Annotated in this window: 25 protein-coding genes; 16 read left to right on the plus strand and 9 right to left on the minus strand. The window is 68.1% G+C overall.

What is annotated here, in order from left to right:
- Positions 1–53 precede the first annotated feature (53 nt).
- Positions 54–1,043 carry an ArsO family NAD(P)H-dependent flavin-containing monooxygenase gene (locus tag NYP18_RS11735; protein WP_259428383.1) on the minus strand — a complete coding sequence of 330 codons (990 nt, stop codon included), beginning with the start codon at positions 1,041–1,043 and terminating at the stop codon, positions 54–56.
- A gap of 32 nt (positions 1,044–1,075) precedes the next feature.
- Positions 1,076–1,423, minus strand: a complete 348-nt coding sequence (locus tag NYP18_RS11740) for an ArsR/SmtB family transcription factor (RefSeq protein ID WP_259428384.1) — start codon at positions 1,421–1,423, stop codon at positions 1,076–1,078.
- 80 nt (positions 1,424–1,503) lie between these two features.
- Between NYP18_RS11740 and arsB the strand changes: the two genes are divergently transcribed.
- The 4 genes from arsB (at position 1,504) to NYP18_RS11760 (ending at position 4,244) form a co-directional block, all read left to right on the plus strand.
- Positions 1,504–2,622, plus strand: coding sequence for an ACR3 family arsenite efflux transporter (gene arsB, locus NYP18_RS11745; RefSeq protein ID WP_259428385.1), 1,119 nt, complete (start codon positions 1,504–1,506; stop codon positions 2,620–2,622).
- The gene (locus NYP18_RS11750) at positions 2,619–3,035 is read left to right on the plus strand and encodes an arsenate-mycothiol transferase ArsC (protein WP_259428386.1); all 417 of its coding nucleotides are present in this window, start codon (positions 2,619–2,621) and stop codon (positions 3,033–3,035) included. The genes arsB and NYP18_RS11750 overlap by 4 nt, the downstream gene beginning before the upstream one ends.
- Positions 3,036–3,174: 139 nt before the next feature.
- The gene (locus tag NYP18_RS11755) at positions 3,175–3,624 is read left to right on the plus strand and encodes an acyl-CoA thioesterase (RefSeq protein WP_259428387.1); all 450 of its coding nucleotides are present in this window, start codon (positions 3,175–3,177) and stop codon (positions 3,622–3,624) included.
- On the plus strand, positions 3,621–4,244 hold the full coding sequence (locus tag NYP18_RS11760) for a DUF8185 domain-containing protein (protein ID WP_259428389.1): 624 nt from the start codon (positions 3,621–3,623) through the stop codon (positions 4,242–4,244). The genes NYP18_RS11755 and NYP18_RS11760 overlap by 4 nt, the downstream gene beginning before the upstream one ends.
- Positions 4,245–4,375: 131 nt before the next feature.
- Here NYP18_RS11760 and chrA read toward each other — a convergent pair whose 3' ends face one another.
- A complete protein-coding gene (gene chrA, locus NYP18_RS11765) occupies positions 4,376–5,569 on the minus strand; it encodes a chromate efflux transporter (RefSeq protein WP_259428391.1) in 1,194 nt (397 codons plus the stop codon).
- Between the two features lie 151 nt (positions 5,570–5,720).
- Between chrA and ald the strand changes: the two genes are divergently transcribed.
- Positions 5,721–6,815 (plus strand): alanine dehydrogenase, encoded by a 1,095-nt coding sequence (gene ald / locus NYP18_RS11770; protein WP_259428392.1) that lies wholly within the window; start codon positions 5,721–5,723, stop codon positions 6,813–6,815.
- On the opposite strand, the gene NYP18_RS11775 is transcribed toward ald, so the two are convergent.
- Entirely contained in the window at positions 6,772–7,191 is a 420-nt protein-coding gene (locus tag NYP18_RS11775; protein ID WP_259428393.1) for a globin domain-containing protein, read from the minus strand. The two genes, ald and NYP18_RS11775, sit on opposite strands and share 44 nt — an antisense overlap.
- 24 nt (positions 7,192–7,215) lie before the next feature.
- Between NYP18_RS11775 and NYP18_RS11780 the strand changes: the two genes are divergently transcribed.
- The 4 genes from NYP18_RS11780 (at position 7,216) to NYP18_RS11795 (ending at position 11,788) form a co-directional block, all read left to right on the plus strand.
- The gene (locus NYP18_RS11780) at positions 7,216–7,995 is read left to right on the plus strand and encodes an ABC transporter ATP-binding protein (protein WP_259428394.1); all 780 of its coding nucleotides are present in this window, start codon (positions 7,216–7,218) and stop codon (positions 7,993–7,995) included.
- Between the two features lie 49 nt (positions 7,996–8,044).
- Complete coding sequence (locus tag NYP18_RS11785) at positions 8,045–9,229, plus strand: cystathionine gamma-synthase (RefSeq protein WP_259428395.1); 1,185 nt, start codon at positions 8,045–8,047, stop codon at positions 9,227–9,229.
- A gap of 36 nt (positions 9,230–9,265) precedes the next feature.
- Entirely contained in the window at positions 9,266–9,991 is a 726-nt protein-coding gene (locus NYP18_RS11790) for a DDE-type integrase/transposase/recombinase (RefSeq protein WP_259428396.1), read from the plus strand.
- A gap of 381 nt (positions 9,992–10,372) precedes the next feature.
- Positions 10,373–11,788 carry an alkaline phosphatase gene (locus tag NYP18_RS11795; protein WP_259428397.1) on the plus strand — a complete coding sequence of 472 codons (1,416 nt, stop codon included), beginning with the start codon at positions 10,373–10,375 and terminating at the stop codon, positions 11,786–11,788.
- An 18-nt stretch (positions 11,789–11,806) separates the two neighbouring features.
- Here NYP18_RS11795 and NYP18_RS11800 read toward each other — a convergent pair whose 3' ends face one another.
- A complete protein-coding gene (locus NYP18_RS11800; protein ID WP_259428398.1) occupies positions 11,807–12,754 on the minus strand; it encodes a DMT family transporter in 948 nt (315 codons plus the stop codon).
- Between the two features lie 60 nt (positions 12,755–12,814).
- On the opposite strand from NYP18_RS11800, the gene NYP18_RS11805 reads away from it, so the two are divergent.
- Positions 12,815–13,531, plus strand: coding sequence for an SDR family oxidoreductase (locus NYP18_RS11805; RefSeq protein ID WP_259428399.1), 717 nt, complete (start codon positions 12,815–12,817; stop codon positions 13,529–13,531).
- Here NYP18_RS11805 and NYP18_RS11810 read toward each other — a convergent pair whose 3' ends face one another.
- On the minus strand, positions 13,532–15,448 hold the full coding sequence (locus NYP18_RS11810) for an FAD/NAD(P)-binding protein (protein WP_259428401.1): 1,917 nt from the start codon (positions 15,446–15,448) through the stop codon (positions 13,532–13,534). It abuts the gene before it with no gap.
- A 119-nt stretch (positions 15,449–15,567) separates the two neighbouring features.
- Here NYP18_RS11810 and NYP18_RS11815 point away from each other — a divergent pair, with 119 nt between their 5' ends.
- The 6 genes from NYP18_RS11815 (at position 15,568) to NYP18_RS11840 (ending at position 22,707) form a co-directional block, all read left to right on the plus strand.
- Entirely contained in the window at positions 15,568–17,256 is a 1,689-nt protein-coding gene (locus tag NYP18_RS11815; protein ID WP_439648093.1) for a TIGR04028 family ABC transporter substrate-binding protein, read from the plus strand.
- Positions 17,257–18,198 carry an ABC transporter permease gene (locus tag NYP18_RS11820; RefSeq protein WP_259428402.1) on the plus strand — a complete coding sequence of 314 codons (942 nt, stop codon included), beginning with the start codon at positions 17,257–17,259 and terminating at the stop codon, positions 18,196–18,198. It begins immediately after the preceding gene.
- A complete protein-coding gene (locus tag NYP18_RS11825; protein ID WP_259428403.1) occupies positions 18,195–19,055 on the plus strand; it encodes an ABC transporter permease in 861 nt (286 codons plus the stop codon). The genes NYP18_RS11820 and NYP18_RS11825 overlap by 4 nt, the downstream gene beginning before the upstream one ends.
- 1 nt (position 19,056) lies before the next feature.
- Positions 19,057–20,682 carry a dipeptide ABC transporter ATP-binding protein gene (locus NYP18_RS11830; protein WP_259428404.1) on the plus strand — a complete coding sequence of 542 codons (1,626 nt, stop codon included), beginning with the start codon at positions 19,057–19,059 and terminating at the stop codon, positions 20,680–20,682.
- Positions 20,683–20,687: 5 nt separating this feature from the next.
- The gene (locus tag NYP18_RS11835) at positions 20,688–21,896 is read left to right on the plus strand and encodes an alkylhydroperoxidase domain protein (protein ID WP_259428405.1); all 1,209 of its coding nucleotides are present in this window, start codon (positions 20,688–20,690) and stop codon (positions 21,894–21,896) included.
- Between the two features lie 70 nt (positions 21,897–21,966).
- The gene (locus NYP18_RS11840) at positions 21,967–22,707 is read left to right on the plus strand and encodes a GntR family transcriptional regulator (RefSeq protein ID WP_259428406.1); all 741 of its coding nucleotides are present in this window, start codon (positions 21,967–21,969) and stop codon (positions 22,705–22,707) included.
- 167 nt (positions 22,708–22,874) lie between these two features.
- On the opposite strand, the gene NYP18_RS11845 is transcribed toward NYP18_RS11840, so the two are convergent.
- Genes NYP18_RS11845 through NYP18_RS11855 form a run of 3 tightly spaced genes read right to left on the minus strand, consistent with a single transcriptional unit; the run spans position 22,875 to position 25,376 of the window.
- Positions 22,875–23,540 (minus strand): response regulator transcription factor, encoded by a 666-nt coding sequence (locus NYP18_RS11845; RefSeq protein ID WP_259428407.1) that lies wholly within the window; start codon positions 23,538–23,540, stop codon positions 22,875–22,877.
- Positions 23,537–25,018 (minus strand): sensor histidine kinase, encoded by a 1,482-nt coding sequence (locus tag NYP18_RS11850; protein ID WP_259428408.1) that lies wholly within the window; start codon positions 25,016–25,018, stop codon positions 23,537–23,539. The genes NYP18_RS11845 and NYP18_RS11850 overlap by 4 nt, the downstream gene beginning before the upstream one ends.
- Entirely contained in the window at positions 24,999–25,376 is a 378-nt protein-coding gene (locus NYP18_RS11855; RefSeq protein WP_259428409.1) for a hypothetical protein, read from the minus strand. Before NYP18_RS11855 ends, NYP18_RS11850 begins: the two co-directional genes overlap by 20 nt.
- Positions 25,377–25,441: the final 65 nt, after the last annotated feature.

The raw sequence follows: 25,441 nt of genomic DNA on the forward strand, positions 1-25,441 counted from the left end.
GTACGGCCCAGCAATCGGCGGCCCGCACCCTGTTCAGGGTGTGGGCCGCCGGCTTATGTGCCGAGAGAATCGAGGATCTCCCGGGCCACCTGCCTGGCGGAGGGACCCACCCCGGTGATCGTGGCCGATCCGGGGCCGGTCCAGTCGCCGTAGCCGACCAGGTGCAGGCCCGGGTGTTCCGGGGCGCGGCCGTGGAGAAGCCCCCGGAACGGCCGGAGAGCGGGCCGGAAGCCGGTGCACCAGATCAGGTGCCCGGCTGTGACCTCATCGAGGGAGCTGAACATGCGGGTCGGTGTCAGCCGTCCGGAATCCCGGGCCGCGAGGACGTGCGGGAGCATGACGATGTCGCCCAGCTGAGAGTCGGGGCCGGGGTCCGGGCCACCCCGCAGGATGGCCAGTGCGCGCCGGCGGTTGCGCTGGAACAGCACGCGTCCGTCGACGTCATCGGGCATCCACCGCGGCTCGTGCCGGGTGTACCAGGTGACCTGGGCGACCTGGCTGAGTTCGGCGGCGATCTGGGCGCCGGAGTTCGCCGCCCCGACCACGGCCACCGACTCACCCCGGAAGGGTCCGGCGCCGGGGTAGTTGGCCGAGTGCCACTGTGTCCCCGCGAAGGAGCCCGGGTACGTCGGGACGAAGGGGGCAGACCAGGTGCCGGTGGCGGCGACCACGTTCCGGGTGAGCCAGGACTGTTCAGGAGACCGCACGTGGAAGAGCCCCGCCTCATGGTCCACCCGGGTGACGCGGACAGGGCGTCGGACACGGAAGTTGTACCGCTTCTCGTAGGCGCCCAGGTAGTCCACGACATGCCGGGCCGGTGGGAAGCCCGCGGAGGCGGGCATCGGTTTGCCGGGCAGGTTGGAGAAGTCGGTCGTGGAGAACAGGGTCATCGACGGCCATACATGCCGCCACGCCCCACCGGGGGAGGGTTGGTCGTCGAGGATGAGGGTGTCCACTCCCTCCCGCTGCAGGTAATAGGCCGTGGCCAGGCCGGACTGCCCGCCCCCGATGATGATGGCCTCGAAGACATGGGAATGCGTCACGGAAAAGTCCTCGGTTCCTGTTCCAGTGCGGTTCAGTCCATCTGCAGGACCGTGCGCAGCTCCGCGAAGAGCTCGGGACGGACCCGGTGGGTAACGTTCCGGCCCTCCCGGATCCTCTCCAGGAGGCCGGCGTCGGTCAGTTTCTTCAGGTGGTGGGAGACCGTCGGCTGGCTCAACCCGACGAGTTCGGTGAGCTCGTTGACACTGACCGGGCCACACCCCCCGGCCGCCAGCTGGGAGAGTATCCGCAACCGGGCGGGTTCCGCGAGGATCTTGAACAGGGCGGCGTAGCGGGCCGCCTCGTCGTCGCTGAGCGGGCCGGTGCCCAGCGAGCAGCAGTCGGCGAGGTCAGTGAGCGGGAGGATCTGGGCGGCGGTCATGCCCACAGCTTATATTGACGGATGTCGATAACGGAAGTATTTTCATTATTGATATCCGTCAATATTGTGAAAGGTGCCGCATGACCGCACCAGTCAGACCCGCCCGCATGTCCTTCCTCGACAAGTATCTCCCGGTCTGGATCATCCTGGCCATGGCCGCCGGCCTGCTCATCGGCCGCGCGGTCCCCGGGGTTGGTGACGCCCTCGGGGCGCTCGAGGTCGGCGGCATCTCGCTGCCCATCGCCCTTGGCCTGCTGGTGATGATGTACCCGCCGCTGGCCAAGGTCCGCTACGACAAGACGCGCGAGATCACCGCCGACAAACGCCTGATGGCCGTCTCGCTGATCCTCAACTGGCTCGTTGGCCCGGCCCTGATGTTCGCCCTGGCCTGGATCTTCCTGCCCGATGAACCGGAGCTGCGCACCGGCCTGATCATCGTCGGCCTGGCCCGCTGCATCGCCATGGTGCTCGTCTGGTCCGACCTGTCCTGCGGCGACCGCGAGGCCACGGCCGTGCTGGTGGCCATCAACTCCGTGTTCCAGGTCCTCATGTTCGGCGTCCTGGGCTGGTTCTACCTCCAGGTCCTGCCCTCCTGGCTGGGCCTGGAGACCACCTCCGCCGAGTTCTCCTTCTGGTCGATCGTCACCTCCGTCCTCGTCTTCCTGGGGATCCCACTGCTGGCCGGGGTGCTGTCCCGGGTGATCGGCGAGAAGACCAGGGGGCGCCGCTGGTACGAGTCGACGTTCCTCCCCGCGATCTCCCCGCTGGCGCTGATCGGCCTGCTCTACACCATCGTCCTGCTGTTCTCCCTGCAGGGTGAGCAGATCACCTCCCAGCCCTGGACCGTGGCACGGGTGGCGATCCCGCTGCTGGCCTACTTCGTCGGCATGTTCGCCATCTCCCTGCTCGCCTCGAAGGCGTCCGGGATGGGCTACGCCCAGTCCGCGTCGGTGTCCTTCACCGCGGCGGGCAACAACTTCGAGCTCGCCATTGCGGTGTCCATCGGCACCTTCGGTGCCACCTCCGCCCAGGCGCTGGCCGGCACCATCGGCCCGCTCATCGAGATCCCCGTGCTCGTCGGCCTCGTCTACGTCATGCTGTGGCTGGGACCGAAGCTCTTTCCGGACGACCCCACCCTGCCCACCGGCCGGACCCCCGCCACCGACCCCAGCACCGAAAAGGAAACCGTCGCACCATGACCGCCACCCCGTCCGTCCTGTTCGTCTGCGTCGGCAACGGCGGCAAGTCCCAGATGGCCGCCGCCCTCGCCAGGAAGCACGCCGGTGACCGCCTGGAGATCCACTCCGCCGGCACGAAACCCGGCACCGGGCTCAACGCCCAGTCCGTCGAGGCCATCGCGGAGGTCGGTGCGGACATGTCCCACGGAACGCCCAAGGGCATTGATCCCGAGCTGCTGCGCCGGGTCGACCGCACCGTCATCCTCGGTGCCGACGCCGAGCTGGAACTCCCGGCGGATGCCCGCGGAACGCTCGAGCGCTGGGTGACCGATGAGCCCGCGGAACGCGGCATCGGGGGTGGGGAGCGCATGCGGCTGATCCGGGATGACATCGATGCCCGGCTCATCCTGCTGTTCTCTGAACTGCTCGGTTGAACCTCCCCGCCCGGGGCAGTGCCCGGCCCCGGATCCCTCTCCGGGCGGATCCGGTATAGATTGGTTGGGAAGTAACACGCGCCCGCCGTGCGAGACCGGGCAAGACCCAGAGCAACACCGGAAGAGGAACCTCCCCCGAATGAACGCCGACCAGAACTCAGCATTGCACGTGACCGCCGTGCCGGTCCGTTGGTCCGATTTCGACCGTTACGGCCACATCATGAACGCGAACTATGTGGAGGTCGCCCAGGAGGCCCGCCTGCAGTTCGCCGAGGATGAGTTCACCGCCCGGGGCCATGACTTCGCGGTATTCGTCCGGCACCTGGACGTCGACTACCTGCGCCCGGTGCTGCCCGACACCACCGAGCTGGTCATCGAGACGCAGGTCGTGGAGATCGGGAACACCTCCTTCACCACCCGTCAGGAGATCAAGGACCGCCAGGGCCGTGTCGCCTGCATCGTCGAGTGCGTGCAGGTGGCCATCGACATGAACACCGAGCGCCCGCGGTCGATCACGCAGAAGGAGATCAAGATCCTCACCCGTGCCGCCGACGTGGATGAGCTCGAGGCCGGCGACTCCGCGCAGTGATCACCGAATCGCTGCGGATCCTCGATGGTGCGCCGGGACTGCAGTCACTGATCGGCCGCTCGGTGGATCTCGACGCCTCCGCGTCGGTGCGTTTCCGTCAGCTGGGTGAGTGGGTGGACGTGTTCGTCACCACCCCGTTCCAGGTCGTCGCCTCACGCCGTATCCAGGGCACCGCCTCCCGTGACGGAGCGGTGGTCTCCGCGATGGAGCTTCTCGACGCCCTCCGCGACGGCTCCGAGACCATCGGTCCCGCCCGTGATCCGAACTGGCCCGGGGCACTGCCGCCCGCCGAGGGTTTCATGCTGGTGGGCAACATCCCCGTCGATGTGGTCCGGGAGCTCGCCGACAAGGGTCAGGCCCTGGCACGCCAGTTCTCCGGTCCGCTGGGTCCGCCGGCCAGCCTGCTGGACCAGGTCGTCCTCACCGTTGAGGAGGAGGCCGGTACCGCGGAGATCACCATGCGGATGATCTTCGCCTGTACTTCCCTGGGGCTCATCCCGGGTTTCGCCGCGCCTGTGGACATCCCGCGTCACCTGCGGGTCTCTGTCCTGGGGCGCTGGGTGCGTCTCGACGCCCCCTTCGGCACCGTCTACCGTTCCACCCGCCTGTCGTTGTTCTAGGAAAGACGCGGCATCGTCACATGTCACGTCAACAAGCTTGGCCTGTCGCATAAGCCCAGTTCGCCAGCGGCGAAATAAGTTGTTGATGTGACATGTGACGACGTCCCGTATTATCCCGCCACCCACCCGGCTCAGAGCAGCACCGCCCCGGCCAGCGCCGCGAAGGCCGCCACCGCCCAGGGCGGCAACCCCCACTTCGTCAGGCCGAGCCAGCACAGGGCGGCGATGACCAGGGAACTGGTTCCCGTGATGCCGTGGACCAGCACCGGATCCCAGAAGGCGGCGCCCAGCAGGCCCACCACTGCCGCGTTGACCGCCGTGAAGGCGGCCCGCAGGGCAGGAGAGTGGCGCCACCGGCCCCAGAAGTGCAGCCCCGCGGTCATGAGCAGGGCAGACGGCAGGAAGATCGCCACCAGTGCCAGCAGCGCACCCCACACCCCGCCGTCGACGGCCCCGAGGTAGGCGGCGAAGGTGAACAGCGGCCCGGGTACGGCCTGGGCGGCGGAGTAACCGGCGAGGAACTGGGACTGGCTGACCCAGCCGGTGGCCACGGTCTGCTGTTCAAGCAGCGGCAGTACCACGTGCCCGCCGCCGAAGACGAGCGAGCCGGTCTGCAGATAGGCGGCCGCGCGGGTGAGCAGCTCCCCGCCTGACAGTGCCGCCCCGGCCCACAGGCCCACCAGCAGGACCACCAGGCCGACGATGCTGCCCATCGCCGCCCGGGTGGAGACGGGACGGATCCCCTCGAGCTCCCCGGCGCCGTCGGCGCCCCGCCCGCCCCGGAGCAGCAGCACGCCCGCCGCACCCGCCGCCAGCAGTACCGCCACGTGTGTCAGGGGACCCGGCACCACCAGCACCACCAGGCCGGCGAGGACCGCGACGGTGGCGGTGAACCTCGTGTCCGCCATTGACCTGGCCATGCCGGTGACGGCGTGCAGGACCACCGCGACAGCTGCGGCAAGCAGACCGGCGATCCAGCCCTGCCCCGCATCGACAGTCCCACCCGCCATGAACAGGCCGAAACCTGCCAGGACCAGCGCGGAGGGCAGGGTGAACAACAGCCAGGCGGCGAACATCCCGGCCCAGCCCGCGCGGTGGTAACCCAGGGCCAGACCGACCTGGGAGGAGGCGGGGCCGGGCAGGAACTGCGCGAGGGCCACGATGTCGGCGTAACTGCGTTCGCTCAGCCAGCCGCGCCGGGCGACGAATTCGGTCCGGAAGTAGCCGAGGTGGGCGGTGGGACCGCCGAAGGCGGTCAGTCCGAGCAGCCCGAAGCTGCGGATGACCTCCCCGAGGTGGCGGCGGGGTTCCGGTACGGTGCTCACCGCCCACATGTTAGATCCGGTCGTCAGCGTCCGCAGCGTGGCAGAACGTGGGGGAGCCTCTGCTGTCCGGCGGTGCTGACGTGGCACAATGGTCGGAGCCATCACGAAGTTACGGTCACACCGCAGGGTCCGTAGAGAGGACAGTCACGCCATGCGCATCGGTATCCCCAGAGAGATCATGAACAACGAGGGGCGTGTTGCGCTGAGCCCGGCCGGTGCCGCCACCCTGATCGCCGAGGGACACGAGGTCATCGTGGAGACCGGTGCCGGCGAGGGTTCCTCCTTCGCCGATGCGGAGTACGCGGAGCGCGGGGCGCGTGTCGCGGCGACCGCCGCGGAGGTGTGGAACGACGCGGAGCTGGTGCTCAAGGTGAAGGAGCCGCTGCCGGAGGAGTACCAGTTCCTGCGCGAGGACCTTGTGCTGTTCGCCTATCTGCACCTGGCGGCGTCCCGGGAGTGCACGCAGGCGCTGGTCGACTCAGGCATCACCGCGCTGGCCTATGAGACGGTCACTGATGCGCGCGGTGGGCTGCCGCTGCTCACTCCGATGAGCCAGGTCGCCGGCCGGCTCGCGGTCCAGGAGGGGGCGCACCACCTGATGAGCCAGAAGGGTGGCCGCGGTGTGCTGCTCTCCGGCGTGCCGGGCATCTCCCCGGCGAAGGTCGTCGTCCTCGGCGGCGGCCAGGTGGGCGCCTCGGCGGTGGCCATGGCTCAGGGTTCGCGTGCCTCGGTCACCGTCATGGATCTTGATCCGCGGGTGCTGGAGCGTTTCGACGACCTCTACCAGGGCAATGTCCGCACCATCCTCTCCGACCCGATGTCGATTGAGGAGGAGCTTCTCGACGCCGATCTGGTCATCGGTGCCGTCCTCGTCGCCGGTGCAAAGGCCCCGACACTGGTGCCGGATGAGCTGGTCGCCCACATGAAGAAGGGGGCGGTGCTGGTGGATGTGGCCATCGACCAGGGCGGCTGCATCGAGCCGTCCCGCAAGACCAGCCATGAGGAACCGGTCCTGCGGGTCCACGACACGCTGATCTACGGTGTGCCCAACATGCCGGGCGCGGTGGCCAACACCTCCACCCGGGCGCTGACGGGGGCGACCCTGCCGTTTGTCCGCGCGATCGCCGACCTCGGGGTCGACGGGGCGACCGGTCGGTTCCCGGGGCTGGCCCCGGGCGTGATGACGCGCGGCGGGCGCCTGGTCAGTGAGCCGGTGCGCCGGGCGTTCCCGGATCTGGCTGGTTGATCAGCATTGCCGCCACCCGTTCCATGTGCTCCCAGATCTGGTGGCGGTAGGCGGGCGGGATGGTCTCGTCGTCGATCTGGTCGAGGGAGACCTTCATCAGTTCCAGCCAGCGGATGGCGGCTTCGCGGTCCACGTGGAACTCGAAGTGGCGGCGCCGCAGCATCGGTGCGCCGCGCTGTTCGTTGAAGGTGGCTGGCCCGCCCCAGTACTGGGCGAGGAACCATTTCAACCGGGCCTCGGCGCCCTCCCAGTCATCGTCGGGGTACATGGGGCCGAGGATGTCATCGGTTCTGACCTGCTCATAGAAACCGGCGGAGATCCGGGCGAAGGTGGCGTCGCCGCCGACCGCCTCATAGACAGACTTCGGGGTGTTCATGATTTCCAGCCTAGACTGGCCCGCATGAATGACCATGCTCTTCTCCTCGATGACGTCACCGTCCGCCGCGGTGCCACCCGGCTGGTGGAGAACCTGAGCTGGCGGGTGCCGGCGGGTTCCCACTGGGCGGTGCTCGGGCCGAACGGGGCGGGTAAATCCACGGCCCTGAAGTTGGCGGGCGGCTGGTGGTACCCGACGACCGGCACCGTGGACATCCTCGGTGAGCGTCTCGGCCGGGTGGAGCTGCTGAAGCTGCGCCGCCGCATCGGCTGGGTGGATCCGCGCCAGCGGCTGGGGGATTACCCGGTGGCGGAGCTGGTGCTCAGCGGTGTCACCGGTTCCAACGGACTGCTGCCCCGCTGGACGCCGACGGCCGCGGAGCTGGAGCGCCGGGAGCAGCTGCTGGAGTTGACCGGCCTGGCCGCTAAACGTGGGCGGCGCTGGATGGAGCTGAGCCAGGGGGAGCGGGCCCGCACGCTCATCGCGCGGGCGTTGATCACGGAGCCGGAGCTGCTGCTTCTCGACGAACCCACTACCGGCCTGGACCTGCCGGGCCGGGAACTGCTGCTGCGTGTCCTCGATGAACTGCGTACGTTGCGGCCGGAGTTGACCACGGTGCTGGTGACGCACCATGTGGAGGAGATCGCGGCGTCGACAAGCGATGTCCTGCTCATGAAGGACTCCCGTGTGCTGGCGGCCGGGCCGGTGGAAGACACGCTGACCTCGGAGAACCTCTCCGCACTCTACGAGCTGCCCGTCTCCCTGGAGACCGTCGCGGGACGCTGGTTCGCGCTCTGCATATAATTCAGAAACAGTGATGTCCTCATGGACAGCTTGGTCTATAGTGGCCGACATGACCCACGGACTCAATGGTTTTTCCTCCCGTTCCATTCACGCCGGATATGAGCCCGACAGCCTCTACGGCCCCATCAACATGCCGATCTACGCGTCAACCACCTTCGCGCAGGACGGCCTCAACGAGCTGCGCGGCGGCTTCGAGTACACCCGCTGCGGCAACCCGACGATCGACGCCCTGGAGAAGACCGTCGCCAACCTGGAGGGTGCGCAGTACGGCCGCGCCTTCTCCTCCGGCATGGCCGCCACCGACGTCATTCTGCGCATCCTCCTGCGCCCGGGCGACCACCTCGTCCTCGGCCACGACGCCTACGGCGGCACCTGGCGCCTCATCGACCAGGCCTTCGGCGAATGGGGCGTGGAGTACACCGTGGTCGACACCACCGACGTCACCGCCGTGCAGTCCGCACTCAGGGACAACACGAAGCTGATCTGGCTGGAGACGCCCACCAACCCGGCGCTGAGCATCACCGACATCGCCGCCATCGCCGGGATCAAGGGCTCCGCCGCTCTCGTGGTGGACAACACCTTCGCCTCCCCCTACCTGCAGCAGCCCCTGGCTCTGGGTGCGGACCACGTCCTGCACTCCACCACCAAGTATCTCGGCGGCCACTCGGACGTTGTCGGCGGCGTCGTGGTCACCAACGATGCGGCCTTCGATGAGAGGCTGCTGTGGTTCCAGGGCGGAGTCGGCCCGATCCCCTCGCCTTTCGACGCCTACCTCACCGCCCGCGGCATCAAGACCCTGGCTGTGCGCATGGACCGCCACTGCGACAACGCCGAGGCCATCGCCGAGCACCTCGAGGCCTCCGACCTGGTGTCCACCGTCCTCTACCCGGGCCTGAAGTCCCACCCGGGCCATGAGGTGGCCAAACGTCAGATGCGGCGTTTCGGCGGCATGATCTCCGTGCGCTTCCACTCCGAGGAGGCTGCCCGCGTGTTCTGCCTGAACACCCGCCTGATCTGCCTGGCCGAGTCCCTCGGTGGTGTCGAATCGCTCGTCGAGCACCCCGCCACCATGACCCACCAGTCCGCCGCCGGCTCCCAGCTGGAGGTCCCACGCGACCTGGTGCGCATCTCCATCGGCATCGAGGACATCGAGGACCTGCTCGCCGACATCGACGTGGCTCTCGAGGCCGTTGCCGCCGCCACCGCGGTCGCCGACTCCTCCGTGGAGGCCTAGCTCTTCCTGCTCTGCGGTACTGTCCCCGCCTGGTGCATGGTCACCGGGCGGGGGTTTCGTCGTCAGGTGGTGGGGGACCAGGGTGAAAACGCCCATGTCCCCGATAACCTGCTGATGGTCCACACCGACGGAACCCTGCCGGAGGCTGCCGGCCGGCCATCGGTCGCGTTCACCGAGTACAACCACATTCATCCGCAGCGCCCGCGGACCCATGATTTCCACGCTGATGGCCCCTATCAGCGGTTGGTCACCGACGTCACCGAGTTTAAATGCGCCGACGGCAAGGTGTACCTGTCGCCGATGATTGACCTGTATGACGGCATGCCCATCAGTGTCAGTGCCAGCTACCGGCCGAGCATGGATCTGGTGATGACCATGCTGGACGATACTCTTGCTCAACTTCCCGACGGGGTGTGCCCGATCATCCACTCCGACCGGGGATTCCACTACCGGGCCAATGTCTGGATCGATGCAATGACCACTATTGTCGATGGGCAGGAACATCCACGATTCATCCCATCGATGTCGAGGAAAGGCACCAGCGGGGACAACGCTGCGGCGGAAGGATTCTTCGGCACCATGAAACGTGAATTGTTCCCGGTCAAACGCCAAACGGAGAAGATGACCAGACAGCAGGTACTCACGGCGCTCGACCAGTACATCGACTGGTATATTTGGGGCCGGATTAACGCCCGCCTGGACTTCGTCACTATCGCTGAATTCCGCGGGCAGGACCCGCAGCCCAACGTAATTGCTGCCTGACTAGGTCCCACAAAAAGTCCGCAGAGCCCATCGCGGGTTTTTCGTGCTTTTCCTGGGTCGGTCGCGGGCGCGTCCTCACGGGATGGTCTTCGCGTGCCCGTGATCGCGGGTTTCACCGCACGCCCGCGCCTCAGGGGTTGCTGGAGAAAGTGCGGGGATAGGGTGCCCATCACTTTCGGGAGAAACTATAGGTGCAGTTCACAGGCCATATCGTGACTTCCCCTAAAGGTCATCTTAAATGGTCGGAGTGTTAACCAGGAGGTAGAAATTCGTTAATGAAGTGTCCTTAGGGTGCTGTTGAGGGCTCGCCACGGGGTGTCCTGCCGTGGCTAATCAGCCCTCTCCATTTTGTTCGCACTTGATGATCACCTGAGGATTCGAATGTCTCTCTCCCGCCGCATGCCGCGCACCATCCTCGCCGCAGCTGCCAGCGCCATCATGCTCACCGGTCTCGTGGCCCCCTCGGCCACCGCCTTCACGGGCTCCTCCATGGGCCACGAATCCTCCACGGGTCTGCCGGGCGTCAAGAAGGCCCCGAAGAACATCATCTACCTGGTCGGTGACGGCATGGGCTACAACCACGTGGCCGCAGCCAACCTCTTCGAGTCCGGCCAGACCCGCTACCAGGTCGAGGGTGAGGCCGGTTCGGATCTCTCCGAGGCCCCGGGCGAGGCGGTCCAGGTCTATGAGGGTGACAAGTGGAACCAGCTGGCCATGACCACCTTCCAGCACAACAACTCCTATGAGCCGGACCGCGCCTGGGCCGACCACAACTACGTCAACGAAGACTTCACCGACTCCGCCGCTGCCGGCACCGCCATGGCCACCGGCAAGAAGACCGTCAACGGCAAGATCGGCGTCGACGAGACCGACGCGTCCGTGGAGAACATCTCCGAGCGCGCCAAGGCGCAGGGCAAGGCCGCCGGTGTCGTCTCCAGCGTGCCGTTCAATCACGCCACCCCGGCTGCCTGGGCCGCCCACAACCCGAACCGCAACGATCTCGTCCCCATGGCCGAGGAGATGATCAACAGCGATCTCGACGTCATCATGGGCGCGGGCCACCCCTTCTTCAACAATGACAACCAGAAGGTATCCACCGCCTACCAGAAGTACATGAGTGTCGAGCAGTACGAGCGTCTGTCCAACGGGGAGACCGACTTCACCTTCATCGAGGAGGACGCGGACTTCGAGGCCCTGGCCAACGGCGAACTCGACGGCGAGCGCTACTTCGGTCTGGCGCAGGTCGCCGACACCCTGCAGCATGACCGCTCCGGCGATTCCATCGTCCCCTACGACACCGACCTGAACGACGTCGTCGACCTGGCCACCATGTCCGAGGGCGCACTCAACGTGCTCAACCAGGACGAGGACGGCTTCCACCTCATGATCGAGGGCGGCGCCATCGACTGGGCCGGCCACGCCAACGACATCGCCCGGGACATCGAGGAGGTCCAGGCCTTCAACGATGCCGTCGAGACCGTCGTCACCTGGGTCGAGGAGAACTCCTCCTGGGACGAGACCCTGGTCATCGTCACCGCCGACCACGAGACCGGTTACCTCTCCGGCCAGGCTGAGACGCCGGACTACAAGGCCCTGACCGGCGCCGTCGGTGAGGTCCCGGCCCATGACTACTACTCCGGCAACCACACCAACATGCTGGTGCCCGTCTTCTTCCGTGGCGCCGGCAGCGAGGACATTGTCCGCTCCACTACCGGTACCGACCCGGTCCGCGGCAAGTTCATCGACAATGTCACCATCGCGAACCTGACCCTCGACAACTGGTGGGCCCGCAACTAACCCGCGATCCCGCCGGCCTCAGAGCAGGCGGATGACCGCCACCCCGGCCACCATGCACGCAAGTCCCAGGACCTGCAGCACGGTGGCCGGTTTGCGTGTCGCCCCCAGCAGACCGAAGTGGTCGATGAGCAGGCTGCCGGCCATGAGTCCCAGCACGATGACCATCACCGTCAGGCCCGTGCCGATGACCGGGGCGAGGAAGGCGTTGCCGAAGACGAAGACCGCCCCCAGGAAACCGCCGATCCACATCCACCACGGGTTGCGTAGCTCCCCCTCCGGCACCCTCAGCTGCCAGGGGGCCCGGCCGGCCAGCACGATGAACAGCAGCACGGCCACCCCGACGGCAAACGAGATCAACGCTGCACCGGTGGCGGTGCCCAGCACCACGCCGAGCTGGCCGTTGACCGCGGTCTGGGTCGCGGAGAACATGCCTGCGACCACCCCGGCGATCCGCCAGCCCCACAGGCCTGGTCCGCTCCCCGGTGTGCCGGCCGCGCCGGGATCCCGGTGCGGGTGCAGCAGGGCGTCCGCCAGGCCGATGGCGCCGAGCACGCCGGCCACCAGCAGCAGGGCACCGAGTACCCGGGTGCCGGTCAGCGCGGACTGGGGTGCGTGGAAGAGGCTGAAGTGATCGATGGCCAGCCCCATGATGACCTGGCCAGTGATGGGCAGAACCACGGTCTGCACGCTGCCCAGACGGGGGAAGAGGAAGATGTTGGCGGTCAGCACTACCACGCCCAGCAGGCCGCCGGACCACAGCCAGGCGGGCCGGCCGGCGGCGAGGGCGAGGTCGGGCAGGCGGGCGTCGAGAAGCAGGACGGCGAGAAACAGGGCGAGGAAGCCGACACTGAAGGAGATCAGGGAGGCCAGGAAGGGCGAACCCACCGACAGGCGCAGACGCGAGTTCGCGTTGGTCTGCACCGGCATCACCAGCCCGACCAGGACACCGAACACGACAGCAAACATGATCCTCCTCTTTCGGACAGATTGGTCCGCGCGTCATCCGGCCCGGCTACAGTCGATGATATGACCGAAGCAATCGCCATTGTCACCGGCGCGACGGGCGGTATGGGCCGCGAGATCGTCGCGGACCTCGCCCGCACCCATCACGTCTACGCCCTCGGGCGCAACGACGGGGCCCTGGCGGAACTCGGTGCACTCTCGAACGTCACGCCCGTCAACTCCGACCTGGTCGCCGACCTGCTCGGGGAGGAGGCGCCCTCCTCCGTCGACCGGCTCACCGAGCTCACGCGGGTCGACGTCGTCGTGCATGCCGCAGCCGTCGCGACGAAGTTCAGCGTGGAATCCGCCCGGCCGTCGGACTGGCGCGATGCGCTGGACCTCAACGTGGTCGTGCCTGCCGAGCTGACCCGCCGTCTGCTGCCCGCCATTCGGGAGGCGCAGGGCACCGTGGTGTTCATCAACTCCGGTGCCGGGCGCAGTTCCTACGGCGACAATATCGTCTACGCCGCCACCAAACACGCCCTCTATGCGCTGGCTGATGGGCTGCGTAAGGCCGAGTCCGTGGGCGGGGTGCGGGTGGCCACCGTCGCGCCCGGCCCGACCGACACCCCGATGCTGGAGGGGCTTTACGCGCAGGACGGGAGGGAGTACCGGGCCGGCCACTTCATCGAGCCGGTGGAGATCGCCCGGGCCGTCCGGACGGTGGTGGATGCCGGACCCAGCACCCAGATCACGGACATCTCGGTGCGCCCGCGCATCGAGGTCGGTGACCGGAGGTAGTCAGCCCAGCGCCGTGGCCAGGGCCGTGCGCGCCGCGGCGTCGGTCTCCTGCAGCATGAGGGCGTCGGTGCCCGGCATGGGGGAGATGGTGGTGTCGGGCAGCTGACCCCACGTCGGGATGCCGATGAGGCTGAGCCGCGGATCAGTGCTGCCGTCGGCGCGGATGAGCAGCCGGCTGGCGGGGTCGACCTCGGGGGAGCCGCTGGCGATGCGCTGTCCGTCGCTGGTGCTCAGGTGGTATGCGCGGCTGCGGCCGGCTCCCGCGATGGACAGGGCCAGCGGGTCGGCGCGGCGGCGTACATCGGGGCTGTGCATCCAGGCGTCCACGAGGACGGGGGAGCGGACCTCCGCCTTGTTCGTGGTGGGGGAGGTGGCCACGAATTCCCCGCCGGTGACACGAATCTTCGGGTTCGCCCCGAGGAAGCTGACCAGGCCGGCATCGACGAGCGCGAGCAGCTGGCGGGTGCGGAACAGCGGCGGGCCGGAGCCGACCATCTGTCCCAGGGACATCATCGTGGCGTGCAGGTTACGGCGCGACTCGAAGGTGTAGCGGTCCTGTGCGCCGAGGATCGCGGTGGGTTTGCGGGAGGCGCTGATCGACCACAGGGCGGCCTTGGCCGGGCTGTCCAGGCCCAGGGTGGCCTCGTGGATGTCGCCGGCCATGCGGTCGGCGATGTGTGCGGTCAGCTCCGCACGGGTGCCGGTGACACCGGCTAGGGGTTCCAGCCAGGTCCGCAGGCTGAAGGGCTCGCGGCTGTGTGCGGCAAGCAGCTTGTCGACGCCCCGCAGATCCCCCGTGATGTTGCCTGCGGCGACGAGGGCGTCGAGAAGCTCCGCGAATTCGGTGGTGGGCAGGTCGACGGCCCCGGGGCGCACCCGCGCCAGAGTGGCGTAGTAGGCCTCGTAGGCGTCGGCGATGACCGCGGGCCACACCTGGGTGTCGAAGTCGATGCGCTCCGCCCCCTGCAGCCGCGCGATGGCGGCCTTGAGGCGGCGCAGCTCCGCGGCCGGGGGCAAGGCGTGGTACTCGGATTTCGGCAGGTAGGGATAACCGCGGTGGGAGGTGACCACCAGGTGCGGTTCCCGGCCGGAGGCCTCGTAGCGCAGGCCGGAACGCGCCTCAGGGTCCTCGTGAAACTGCCCGCCCCGGTCGAAGGTGAGCAGTGCCATGACATCGAAGAAACCCATGCCCAGGCCGCGGACCAGGACGGTGCCCTCCGCCGGGATCTGCTCCACCGGCTGCTCGAGGGGGTTGCCGGGGCGGATCCAGGTCAGCCCCGATTCGGCCAGGAGGTTCTCCTCGTGGGTCGGCCCCGGCTGGTGCCAGCCTAAGGCCAGGACGGTGGCGTCGGCGGTGACGGTGGTGCCATCAGCCAGCGTGATCCGGTCGCGGGCGCCGTCGGTCTCCTGTAGCTCCACCGCGCGGGAGTGGTGGGCGATCACCTGGACGGACTCGGGCAGGCGGGCCAGGGCAACGTCGAGAACCCAGCGCAGGTAGGCGCCGTAGAGGGCGCGGGAGGGGTTGGACTCCGGGCGGGTGACGGCGATCTCCTCGGCGAAGGCCTCGGCAACCTCCGGGGCGGGCGGGTGCTGGGCGAGCAGGGCCGCGGCGGCGGGGTTGATCTCCTCGCCGCGCAGGTGGCGGATCCAGTCGTGGAGGATCGGGCCCTCCACCACGGGGGCCTTGACGCTGGAGCCGGGCTCGGTGAACAGGGTGACCGCGGCGGAGAGTGTGTTCATGCACAGGGTGCGGGTCTGCGTGGTGTCCCATACCCGGCCGGCGCCGTGCTGGGCCTCGTCAATAAGATGGAGGGTGAGTTCCGTGCCGGGTTCGATCAGGGCGGCCAGCCGCTCCACGACGGAGATGCCGCGGGGGCCGAGTCCCACGATGGCGATGGCGGGGGAGGGGGGGGACAAGTGCGGCTCCTGAAATTAAGACCAAGTTGTCTATGTGAATAATACTGGACAGTCTAGTGTGTGTTAGGTTGCTGTTCAAACATAAGACTATTCACTATTTCGCCATCCAGGAGAACCACGTGCCCATCCGAACCGGAGGCCTCCGCCACCTCGGACGCAGGATCAGTGTCGCCCTCGCGCTGCTCACCAGCCTCAGCCTGGTCGTCGCCTGCACCTCCCGGCCCTCCGCCGTGGAGGAGAACCGGCTGACCTACCTCGAGCCGATCTTCTTCGCCACGCTCTACCCGCCGGCCGCCGGTTTCTACCCCAACGGTGGCGTGGTCAACAACATCACCGACCGCCTGCTCTACCAGGACCCGGAGACCCTGGAACTCAGCCCCTGGATCGCCACCTCCCTGCCCGAGATCAACGACGATGCCACCGAATTCACCTTCGACATCCGCACCGACGTCACCTACTCCGACGGCACCCCGCTGACCGCCGAGAACGTGGTGGCCAACTTCGATCTCTTCGGCCTCGGGGACTCCGACCGGGTGCTCACCTCCTCCGAGCAGATCACCAACTACGAGCGCGGTGAGGTCATCGACGAGGACACCGTCCGCTTCCACTTCTCCGCCCCCGCCCCCGGTTTCGCGCAGGCGACCAGCTCCATCAACGCCGGTCTGCTCTCCGACGAGACCCTCGCCCTGGCCAACGACGGTTTCGCACCGGGCAACGCCACCGGCGTCATCGGCTCCGGCCCCTTCGTCATCGAATCCGAGCAGCTGGGCACCCGCCTGCGTCTGGTCGCCCGCGAGGACTACGACTGGGCCCCGCCGGCCCACCCGCACCAGGGACGCGCCCGCGTCGACACAGTCGACTTCATCCTGGCCAGCGAGGAATCCGTCCGCGTCGGCGGCCTGATCGCCGGGCAGGCGGACATTGCGCGCCAGGTGGAGGCGCCCGTCGAGAGGCATCTCCAGGAACAGGGCCTCAACGTCATCTGGCACGGCACCAACGGCGTCAACAACTCCCTGAGCTTCCGCTTCATGCACCCGCACCTGCAGGACATCCGCATGCGCCAGGCCCTCATCCACGGCATCGACCGCGACGAGATCATGCACACCCTCTTCTCCGATTCCTATGTCCAGGCCACCTCCGCCATCGCGCACACCGCGCTGGGCTACCAGGAGCAGCCCGGCGCCTATGAATACGACCCCGCCCGGGCAGAGCAGCTGCTCGACGAACTCGGCTGGGAGATGGGCGGGGACGGCATCCGCACCCGCGACGGGCAACGCCTGAGCTTCACCATCAACGAGGCCGTCCCCCAGCCGCGTTCCCGCGAGGTGGTGACCAAGGTCCAGGAACACCTGCGCCGCATCGGCGTGGAGATCCACCTCAACCCCGGTGACAACGCCACCCAGAACGCCGACTCCCTGGACTGGAACACCATCCAGATCCGCCACACCATGGTCGGCCGCGCCGACTACGACGTGATCAAGTCCATGTGGCACTCCGAGAACCGCAACGAGCTGCTCAACGGCGACAAGACCACCGGCGAGATCCACGACCCCGTCCTCGAGGACATGCTCGGCCAGATTGCCGCCCTGCCCACCGAAGCGGAGCGTGCCGAGATGACCCGCCGCGTGCAGGACTACCTCACCGAGCAGGCCTACATCCTGCCGCTCTTCGAGGAGCCCCAGGTCTTCGGCGTGGCCCCCTATGTCCACGGCTTCCAGCCCGAGTCCATCGGCCGCCCCTCCTTCTACGGGGTCTGGCTCGAGGACCCGGACCAGAACACCACTGACACCGCCGGGGAGGAGCAGTAAATGACCCGCGCACAGATCCTCCGCCGCATCGGGCAGGCCGTCCTGGTGCTGCTGATCACCTACACCGTGGCCTTCCTGCTGCTCTCGGCCCTGCCCTCCGACGGCGTGATGGCCCGCTACGCCAGCCCCGAGCTGGCACTGTCCGCCGAGGAGATCGCGCGCATCCGTGAGACCTACGGCGCCGATGAACCCCTGCTCCTGCAGTACCTCCAGGCACTCGGGGGCTTCCTCACCGGCAGCTTCGGCTATTCCGTGCAGACCGGCACCGCCGTGTCCACGATGATCGTGGAATCCCTGCCCGGCACCGTGGCCCTGTCCGTGGCCTCCTTCATCCTGGCCATCCTCCTGGCCCTGCTCATCGCCGTGCTGGCCACCACCCGCACCTTCGGCTTCGTGGGCGACATCGTCCGTTCCCTGCCGGCCTTCATGGTCTCGCTGCCCACCTTCTGGCTGGGCATCGTCATCATCCAGGTCATCTCCTTCCGCCTGGGTTGGGTGCCGGTCATCGATGCCACCCCGCTGCAGTCGCTCATCCTGCCCTCGCTGACCCTGGCGGTGCCGATCTCCGCGCCCCTGGCCCAGGTGCTCATCCGCTCCATTGACGAGGTCAACCGCCAGCCCTTCATCCAGGTGGTCCGCTCCCGCGGCGCCGGTGAGGCCTGGATCTTCTGGCGCAACATCCTGCGCAACGCCATGCTGCCCGCCCTGACCATGGCCGGCCTGCTCTTCGGCGAACTCGTCGGCGGTGCCGTGGTCACCGAGGCCGTCTTCGGTCGCGCCGGCATCGGCCAGATGACCGTGCAGGCCGTGGCCAACCGCGACACCCCGGTCCTGCTGGCCGTGGTCGTCATCGCCGCCACCCTCTACGTCCTGATCAACCTCATCGTGGACCTGCTCTACCCGGTCCTCGACCCCCGTCTGCGCAGGAAGGTTCGAGCATGAGCACCCTGACCACCATCCCCGCCACCCGCCTGCCCCGGCGCGGAAGCGGCAACCGTACCGGCGGCCTCACCGCCCGCCGCACCGGCACCGTCGTGGCCGCGGTGATCCTCGTGCTGGCCGTCCTGTGGGCCCTTATTCCGCAGCTGTTCACCACCCACGACCCGAACTCGGGCACCTTCGAACCCCTGCTGGAGCCCAACGGCACCAACTGGTTCGGCACCGATTCCGTCGGCCGCGACCTGTACACCCGTGTGGTCTGGGGTGCGCGCGAATCCCTGGCGGGCGCACTCATCGCCGTGCTCGTGGGTCTCGTGGTGGGCACGCTGATCGGCCTGCTGGCCGGCACCCGGCGCGGCTGGGTCGATTCCGTGCTCATGCGCCTGGTGGATGTGCTGTTGAGTATCCCGGCGCTGCTGCTGAGCCTGTCGGTGATCATCCTGCTGGGTTTCGGCACCATCAACGCCGCCATCGCCGTGGGCATCACCTCGGTGGCGACCTTCGCCCGCCTGGCCCGGTCCCAGGTGCTCAGCGTCGCCGGTTCCGATTTCGTGGAGGCCGCCTACGGTTCCGGCGGTACCCAGGCGCAGGTGCTCTTCCGCCACATCCTGCCCAACTCCCTGACCCCGGTGCTGGCGCTGGCGGCCCTGCAGTTCGGCTCGGCCATCCTGCAGCTGTCCACCCTGGGTTTTCTGGGTTACGGTGCGCCGCCGCCGACCCCGGAATGGGGCCTGATCATCTCGGATGCCCGTGACTACATGGCCACCTCCTGGTGGTTGACGGTACTGCCGGGTGTCGTCATCGTCGCGGTGGTCTGCGCGGCGAACTACCTCAGCCACACGATCCGGAAGGAGGCCTGAGATGCCAGGCACCACCCCTCTGCTGGAGGTCACCGACCTCGTCGTCTCCTACGCCAGTTCGCGTGGGGAGGTCAATGCCGTCAACGGTGTCAGCCTGCAGGTCCACCCGGGGCAGATCACCGCGATCGTCGGTGAGTCCGGTTCCGGCAAGTCGACCACCGCGCAGGCGGCGATCGGTCTGCTGCCGCGCAACGCGAGCATCGATGCCGGTGAGGTCCGTATCGGCGGGGAGTCGGTCACCGGTTTCAGTGAGCGCCAGTGGCGTCAGCTGCGCGGGAAGCGCATCGGTCTGATCCCGCAGGACCCGAACAACTCCCTCAACCCGGTCAAGACGATCGGTGAGTCCGTGGGGGAGGGGCTGGCCATCCACGGCCGCGGGGACAGGTCCGCCCGCCGGGCCCGGGTCATCGAGCTGCTGGAGCGGGTGGGCATCGACAACCCGGACAAGCGCCACGACCAGTACCCGCACGAGTTGTCCGGCGGCATGAAACAGCGCGCGCTCATCGCTGCGGCCGTGGCCCTGGAGCCGGAGCTGATCATCGCGGACGAGCCGACCAGTGCCCTGGATGTCACCGTGCAGAAGGTCATCCTCGACCTGCTGGATGAGATGCGTGCGGAGCTGGGCATCGGCATCCTGTTCATCACCCACGACCTGGCGGTGGCCGGTGACCGGGCCGACCACATTGTGGTCATGGAACGCGGCACCGTCCGCGAATCCGGGATCGCGGCCAGCGTGCTCACCGACCCGCAGGACGCCTACACCCGCCAGCTGCTCGCCGACGCCCCCTCCCTGACCACCGCCACCCTGGCCGGCGACCGCCGCCGCGAGGTCGACCCGGAAGTGGAACCGCTGCTTGTCGTCGACTCCGTCACCCAGCGGTTCGGGGACTTCACCGCCGTCGACGACGTCTCCTTCACCGTGCCCCGGGGCACCACCCACGCCATTGTCGGCGAGTCCGGTTCCGGCAAGACCACGCTCGGCCGGTCCATCGCCGCCTTCAACAAGCCGACGGCCGGTTCCATCCGCATCGGTGCCACGGAGATCACCACCGCGGACGCGAAGGCCCGCCGGGAGTTGCGCCGCGATGTGCAGCTGGTCTACCAGAACCCCTATTCCTCCCTGAACCCGCGGCAGAGCATCGGCCAGATCATCGCCGAGCCGCTGCGCAACTTCAGCCGCCTCACACGCGGGGAGGTCGACGCCCAGGTCAACCGCCACCTCGACCTGGTGGCCCTCGACCAGGCGGTCGCCGGCCGACGACCCGCGGAACTGTCCGGTGGGCAGCGCCAGCGCGTGGCCATCGCCCGTGCGCTGATCCTGGAACCCGAGCTCGTCGTCCTCGACGAGGCCGTCTCCGCGTTGGACGTGACCGTGCAGGCCCAGATCCTGCGCCTGCTCGACGAGCTGCAGACCGAACTCGGCCTGACGTACGTGTTCATCTCCCATGACCTGGCCGTGGTGCGGCAGATCTCCGACACCGTCTCGGTGATGAGCGCCGGTCGCCAGGTCGAGTACGGTGCGACAGCAGCCGTCTTCGAGAACCCGGAATCGGAGTTCACCCGCAACCTCATCGATGCCATCCCCGGTCGCAGTTACCGGGGCGGCGACCTCAACCTGGGACTGTGATCACCATGACCGACATCATCAACCTGCTCTCCGCCCTCGGCCCGGACCACCCGCTGGCCCGCCTGCGCGGCGCCCGCCCCGACGCCCTGGCCAACGCCCAGAACAGCTTCGAGGCTCTCCTCGAGCCCGCCGCGCCGGGCACGTTCAGCTACGGCGAGCGCTACGCCGTGGCCACCTATGTCGCTGGCCTGCACGGGGCGGCCAACGCCCGCACCTTCTACGCGGAACTGCTGCTTGACGACGCCCCCGCCGCCCTCCCGCAGGCAGTCGACGCCGCCATCGAGGCCGGTCGTTCCGCTGGCCCCTACTGGGATGGCGGTTTCGTCCTCCACGATGCGGACGCCCTCGGGGAGCGGCTGGCAGCGGCCTTCGACATCGCTCACCTGCTGGTCTTCCACCCCCGCGACGCCCGCCCGGAGGCCATGTCCCACCTGGCGGCCCGCGGCTGGTCCGCCGATGACACCGTCTCCCTGACCCAGCTCATCTCCTTCCTGGCCTTCCAGCTGCGCGTCATCCACGGCCTGCAGGTGCTCGCCGGCCGCGACGTCACCGTTCCCGCCCCCGCCCGCGCGGCAGGCGTACAGCCGGACTGGCAGCTCCACGGGGACATCACCACCTGGCCGGACCTGTCCCGACCCAGCCGCTTCGTGCGCCACTCCCTGGGCTGGAAGGCGTGGGTCGCCCCCGTGCCGAAGGCGGAACTCACCGAGGCACAGCTCGACTCGCTCATCCGCCCCGAGCGCGCCGACATGGCTTACTTCCGTCTCCTGGCCCGCGACCCGGATGCCCTGAAGGCCCGGACGCTGACGGACCTGGACATCTTCTACAACACCGACGGCGGCCTCAGCCGCGCGGAACGGGAACTCGCCGCGACCGTCGCCTCCCGGTACAACGGCTGCGAGTACTGCGCCTCCGTGCACTCGGTGCGCTCGGTGGAGGAGGGCGGGGACGCGGGAAGCGTCGACAAGCTCCTCGACGAGGGGCATGAGGCAGACCTGGGAGACGCACGCTGGAACGCCATCCGCGAGGCCGCCGTCGCCCTGACCGCCACCCCCGTCTCCTACGGCGGGGAGCACGTGGCCAGGCTGCGCGAGGCCGGTCTGGATGATGCCTCCCTCATCGACCACCTGTACGCCACCGCCTTCTTCAACTGGGCCAACCGACTCATGCTCGTCCTGGGGGAGGCCGAGGTCCCGGCACGTTTCCGCGACTGAGCCGCCGCGGGGGAGACATGTGGCGGCACCCATATTCGACTTACCGTATGGATTGGCTAGTGTTGTCCGGGTGAATCTCCAGTCCCGACGTTCCCCGACCTACCTCGTCATCGCCGACGGCATCCGCGGGCAGATCGATAGCCGCGGACTGGCCCCCGGGGACCGGCTGCCCACGGAGCGTGAACTCGTCGAGGAATTCGGTGTGGCCCGGATGACCGTGCGCCACGCCCTCGACGTCCTCCAGATGGAGGGGCTGATCGAACGCCGTCGCGGCCGCACCGGCGGCACCTTCGTCCGCTCCGCCCCACCCGTCGTCGAACTCACCCGCATGGAGGGTGTGCTGCCGCAGCTGCGGCAGCTGGGGATGACGGTCGGCTGCGAGGTCCACCGCGCCATGACCGTTCCCGCGGAGAACAGCGTGGCGGAGGCCCTGCGCATCGACCCTGGTGCCCCCGTCTTCCGTATCGTGCGGGTCCATTCGGTGGAGGGCACACCGATGGTCATCGAGAAGACGCACTTCCCCGAGGAGCGGGTACCCGGGCTGCTGGATGCCGATCTCTCCGGCCACATGTATGAACTGCTCGGCTCCCGGTGGAACCTGCGCCCCGTGCACAAGGCCGAGACGATCATCCCCGGCGTCGCCTCCGCCTGGGAACAGGAGGTCCTCGGCATCACCGGTAATCAGCCCTTGCTGCGCATCTGCCGCAACACCACCACCGGTGACGGGGTGCCGCTCGAGCATGCCGTGGGTGTGCTGCGTTCCGACGTCGCGCGTATCCGCGTGGTCACCGGGGTGCCGGTGGGCGGTTAGCGCAGGGCCGCCCGGAATTTGCCGCTCAGGGTAGGTGACGCATCATGTCGGATAGTACGGGTGCGGGGAAATGCGACCACACGTATTTTTCCTGGTCCAGCCTCACCTGGGCCTATAAAAATACGGGCATACGTATTATGTGACATTTTCCGGCGCCAGGGGCCCGCTCAGACCAGCCGGTAACCGGAACCCCGGATCGTCTCGATCCGCTCCGCCCCGATCTTCTTGCGCAGGGTCCGGATGTAGACGTCCACCACGTTGGAACCGGGATCGAAGTCCATGCCCCACACCATGCTCAGCAGCTGCGCCCGGGACAGGATCTGCCCCGGATGGCGCATGAAGGTCTCCAGCAGCCCGAACTCCCGGCGGGAGAGATCCTTCGACTTCTCCCCGATCCGGATCTTCTGGGTCCGCAGGTCCAGGGAGAGCTCCCCGCGGGTGAGCAGTGCCCCGCCTTCGTCGCCGACATTGGCCTTGTCCGCCAGGCGCAGACGCACCCGGGCCAGCAGCTCCGCGAACTGGAAGGGCTTGGGCATGTAGTCGTCGGCCCCGCCCTCCAGGCTGCGGATCCGCGCCTCAAGGTTGGTCCGCGCCGTGAGCACGATGATGGGCAGGCTGACCCGCAGGGAACGCAGCTCCTCAAGCACTTCTGCGCCATCCATGTGGGGCAGACCCAGGTCGAGGATCATGAGGTCGAAGTCCCCGGAGCGGGCCATGTGGAAGGCCGCCGCCCCGGAGTCGACGACATCGCAGGCATAGCCGGCCGAGGTCAGGCCGCGGTTGATGAAATCGGCGATGCCGCGGTCATCCTCGGCGATGAGAATTCTGCTCACTGGTCTGCTCCTTCTGAAAGGGACTCCTCCGGGGCGGGGATCTCCAGCCCGAAGATGGATCCGAGGCCGGGGGCGGACTCGACGAACGCCCGCCCGCCGTGGGCCTCACCGATGATCTTGACAATCGACAGGCCCAGGCCCGCCCCACCCGGGCGCTGCGTGCCGGAGGATTCCCCACGGGAGAAGCGGCTGAAAAGGTGCTCGCGCTTCTCCGTGGGGATCCCTTCACCGTGGTCGCGGACCCAGATGCGGAACCTCCGGTCCGCACCTTCACCGATGAAGTCGGTGGCCAGGTCGATGCTGCCCTCGCTGTAGCGCAGGGCATTGTTGTACAGCTCCAGCACCGCCTCGGTGACACGCTGCTCATCGAGGACGACGGTGCCCTCGGCGACGTCGATAAGCGAGATCCGGTCGCTCATGGTCACGGCCTTGTCCTCGATGTCGATGGCCATTTCAGCGACGTCGACGGGCGCCGGGTGCAGGAAATCCCCCGCATCCGCCACCGCGAGGGTGAGCAGATCATTGACCATCCGCGACATGCGGTCCAGCTCAGCGGTGGCCAGCGCGATGGACCGGGCACGCTCCTCCGGTGGGGAGGATTCCAGCAGCTCCAGCTGTCCACGGACGACGGTGATCGGGGTGCGCAGTTCATGGCCTGCGTCATCGACGAAGGTCCGCTGGTCGTGGTAGGCGGCCTCGATGCGGTCGAGCATCGCGTTGAAGGTCGTCGCCAGCTGGGCGATCTCATCCCGGCCCTGCACCGGGACGCGCCGGGTGAGATCCGAGTTGGATATCGACGCCGCCACCTCCCGCACCTTGCGCACCGGGGCGAGGATCTGTGCGGCGATCAGCCACGCGATGAACACCGAGGCCGCCAGCCCACCCAGGCCGATCACCGAGAGCAGCCGCACCTGCGCGTTAACCGCCTGCCGGCTCTCCTGCGTGAAATAGGCCACCGCCAGGTGGGCGCTGGGCTGACCGGTGTCGGACTCCAGGTCGACGCGCCCCCAGTGGGTGCGGCCGCGGTCCGGGTCATCGAAGACCCCGGAGACGGTGGTGGGGGAGAGCAGTTCATCAACGAGCGGCTCCGTGGACACCAGCGGATCCGGGTGGCGGCGGCCGGTGCCGGTGAGGTCCATCTGGATGAGCGTGCCCTCGGTCATGCCTACGATCAACTCGTTGTCGTCCGGGATCTGCCGCGCGAGATACACCTGGATCAGGCGCTGCGGAGAGGCGAAGGGCGCGGCGGTCTCCGGGTCGGTGCCCTCAGCGGCGAAGCGGCGGAACTCCTCGATCTCCTGCTCCACAGCCGCGTTGGCGCTGTTGGCCACCTCTGAGAGCAGCACCGAGCGGGTGAGGACGACGACGCTGGTCAGTGCCACCAGGACAACGGCGGTGATCCAGATGACGATCCGCCACCGCAGCGAACCCGTCAGCCCCTGCAGGGGCTGCCGCGGTCTAGTCGTCGTCCCAGTCATCGTCATCCCAGTCGTCCCAATCGTCATCGTCCCAGTCGTCCCAGTCATCGTCGTCCCAGTCGTCGTCGAAGTCCTGGTAGTACAGCGGCGGCTGCGGCGCAGGCGCCGGAGCAGGCACCGGCACCGGGGCCGGGGCCGGGGCCGGGGCTGCCGGTTGCTCAGCCGGGGCGGGCTGCGCCTCGGGTGGGGGCGCGGTGCTGGTGACGGTGGCCGGTGCCTCCTCGACGTTCAGGGTCGCCGTTGCCGGGTCGATGTCCGGGGACTGGTTGTTGTTGGCCAGCGTCGCCCCACCGGCCCCGATCAAGACGAGCAGGGCAAATATGGCCAGCAGGGGGGCGAAGCGGCGGATCGTTGACATGACGGTCCTTTCCGGGAGGCGGCGCGGGGAAGGGATCTCCCGTGGTCGCCTCCATTATGGGATCA

This window comes from Corynebacterium lemuris (genome assembly GCF_024919295.1).
GTDB lineage: Bacteria > Actinomycetota > Actinomycetes > Mycobacteriales > Mycobacteriaceae > Corynebacterium > Corynebacterium lemuris.

Bases quoted from the DNA above. Each gene is read 5' to 3' on its own strand.
- NYP18_RS11740 (WP_259428384.1), bottom strand. From the start codon at position 1,423: ATGACCGCCGCCCAGATCCTCCCGCTCACTGACCTCGCCGACTGCTGC.
- arsB (WP_259428385.1), top strand. From the start codon at position 1,504: ATGACCGCACCAGTCAGACCCGCCCGCATGTCCTTCCTCGACAAGTAT.
- NYP18_RS11750 (WP_259428386.1), top strand. From the start codon at position 2,619: ATGACCGCCACCCCGTCCGTCCTGTTCGTCTGCGTCGGCAACGGCGGC.
- NYP18_RS11755 (WP_259428387.1), top strand. From the start codon at position 3,175: ATGAACGCCGACCAGAACTCAGCATTGCACGTGACCGCCGTGCCGGTC.
- ald (WP_259428392.1), top strand. From the start codon at position 5,721: ATGCGCATCGGTATCCCCAGAGAGATCATGAACAACGAGGGGCGTGTT.
- NYP18_RS11775 (WP_259428393.1), bottom strand. From the start codon at position 7,191: ATGAACACCCCGAAGTCTGTCTATGAGGCGGTCGGCGGCGACGCCACC.
- NYP18_RS11780 (WP_259428394.1), top strand. From the start codon at position 7,216: ATGAATGACCATGCTCTTCTCCTCGATGACGTCACCGTCCGCCGCGGT.
- NYP18_RS11785 (WP_259428395.1), top strand. From the start codon at position 8,045: ATGACCCACGGACTCAATGGTTTTTCCTCCCGTTCCATTCACGCCGGA.
- NYP18_RS11790 (WP_259428396.1), top strand. From the start codon at position 9,266: ATGGTCACCGGGCGGGGGTTTCGTCGTCAGGTGGTGGGGGACCAGGGT.
- NYP18_RS11795 (WP_259428397.1), top strand. From the start codon at position 10,373: ATGTCTCTCTCCCGCCGCATGCCGCGCACCATCCTCGCCGCAGCTGCC.
- NYP18_RS11800 (WP_259428398.1), bottom strand. From the start codon at position 12,754: ATGTTTGCTGTCGTGTTCGGTGTCCTGGTCGGGCTGGTGATGCCGGTG.
- NYP18_RS11805 (WP_259428399.1), top strand. From the start codon at position 12,815: ATGACCGAAGCAATCGCCATTGTCACCGGCGCGACGGGCGGTATGGGC.
- NYP18_RS11820 (WP_259428402.1), top strand. From the start codon at position 17,257: ATGACCCGCGCACAGATCCTCCGCCGCATCGGGCAGGCCGTCCTGGTG.
- NYP18_RS11825 (WP_259428403.1), top strand. From the start codon at position 18,195: ATGAGCACCCTGACCACCATCCCCGCCACCCGCCTGCCCCGGCGCGGA.
- NYP18_RS11830 (WP_259428404.1), top strand. From the start codon at position 19,057: ATGCCAGGCACCACCCCTCTGCTGGAGGTCACCGACCTCGTCGTCTCC.
- NYP18_RS11835 (WP_259428405.1), top strand. From the start codon at position 20,688: ATGACCGACATCATCAACCTGCTCTCCGCCCTCGGCCCGGACCACCCG.
- NYP18_RS11850 (WP_259428408.1), bottom strand. From the start codon at position 25,018: ATGACTGGGACGACGACTAGACCGCGGCAGCCCCTGCAGGGGCTGACG.
- NYP18_RS11855 (WP_259428409.1), bottom strand. From the start codon at position 25,376: ATGTCAACGATCCGCCGCTTCGCCCCCCTGCTGGCCATATTTGCCCTG.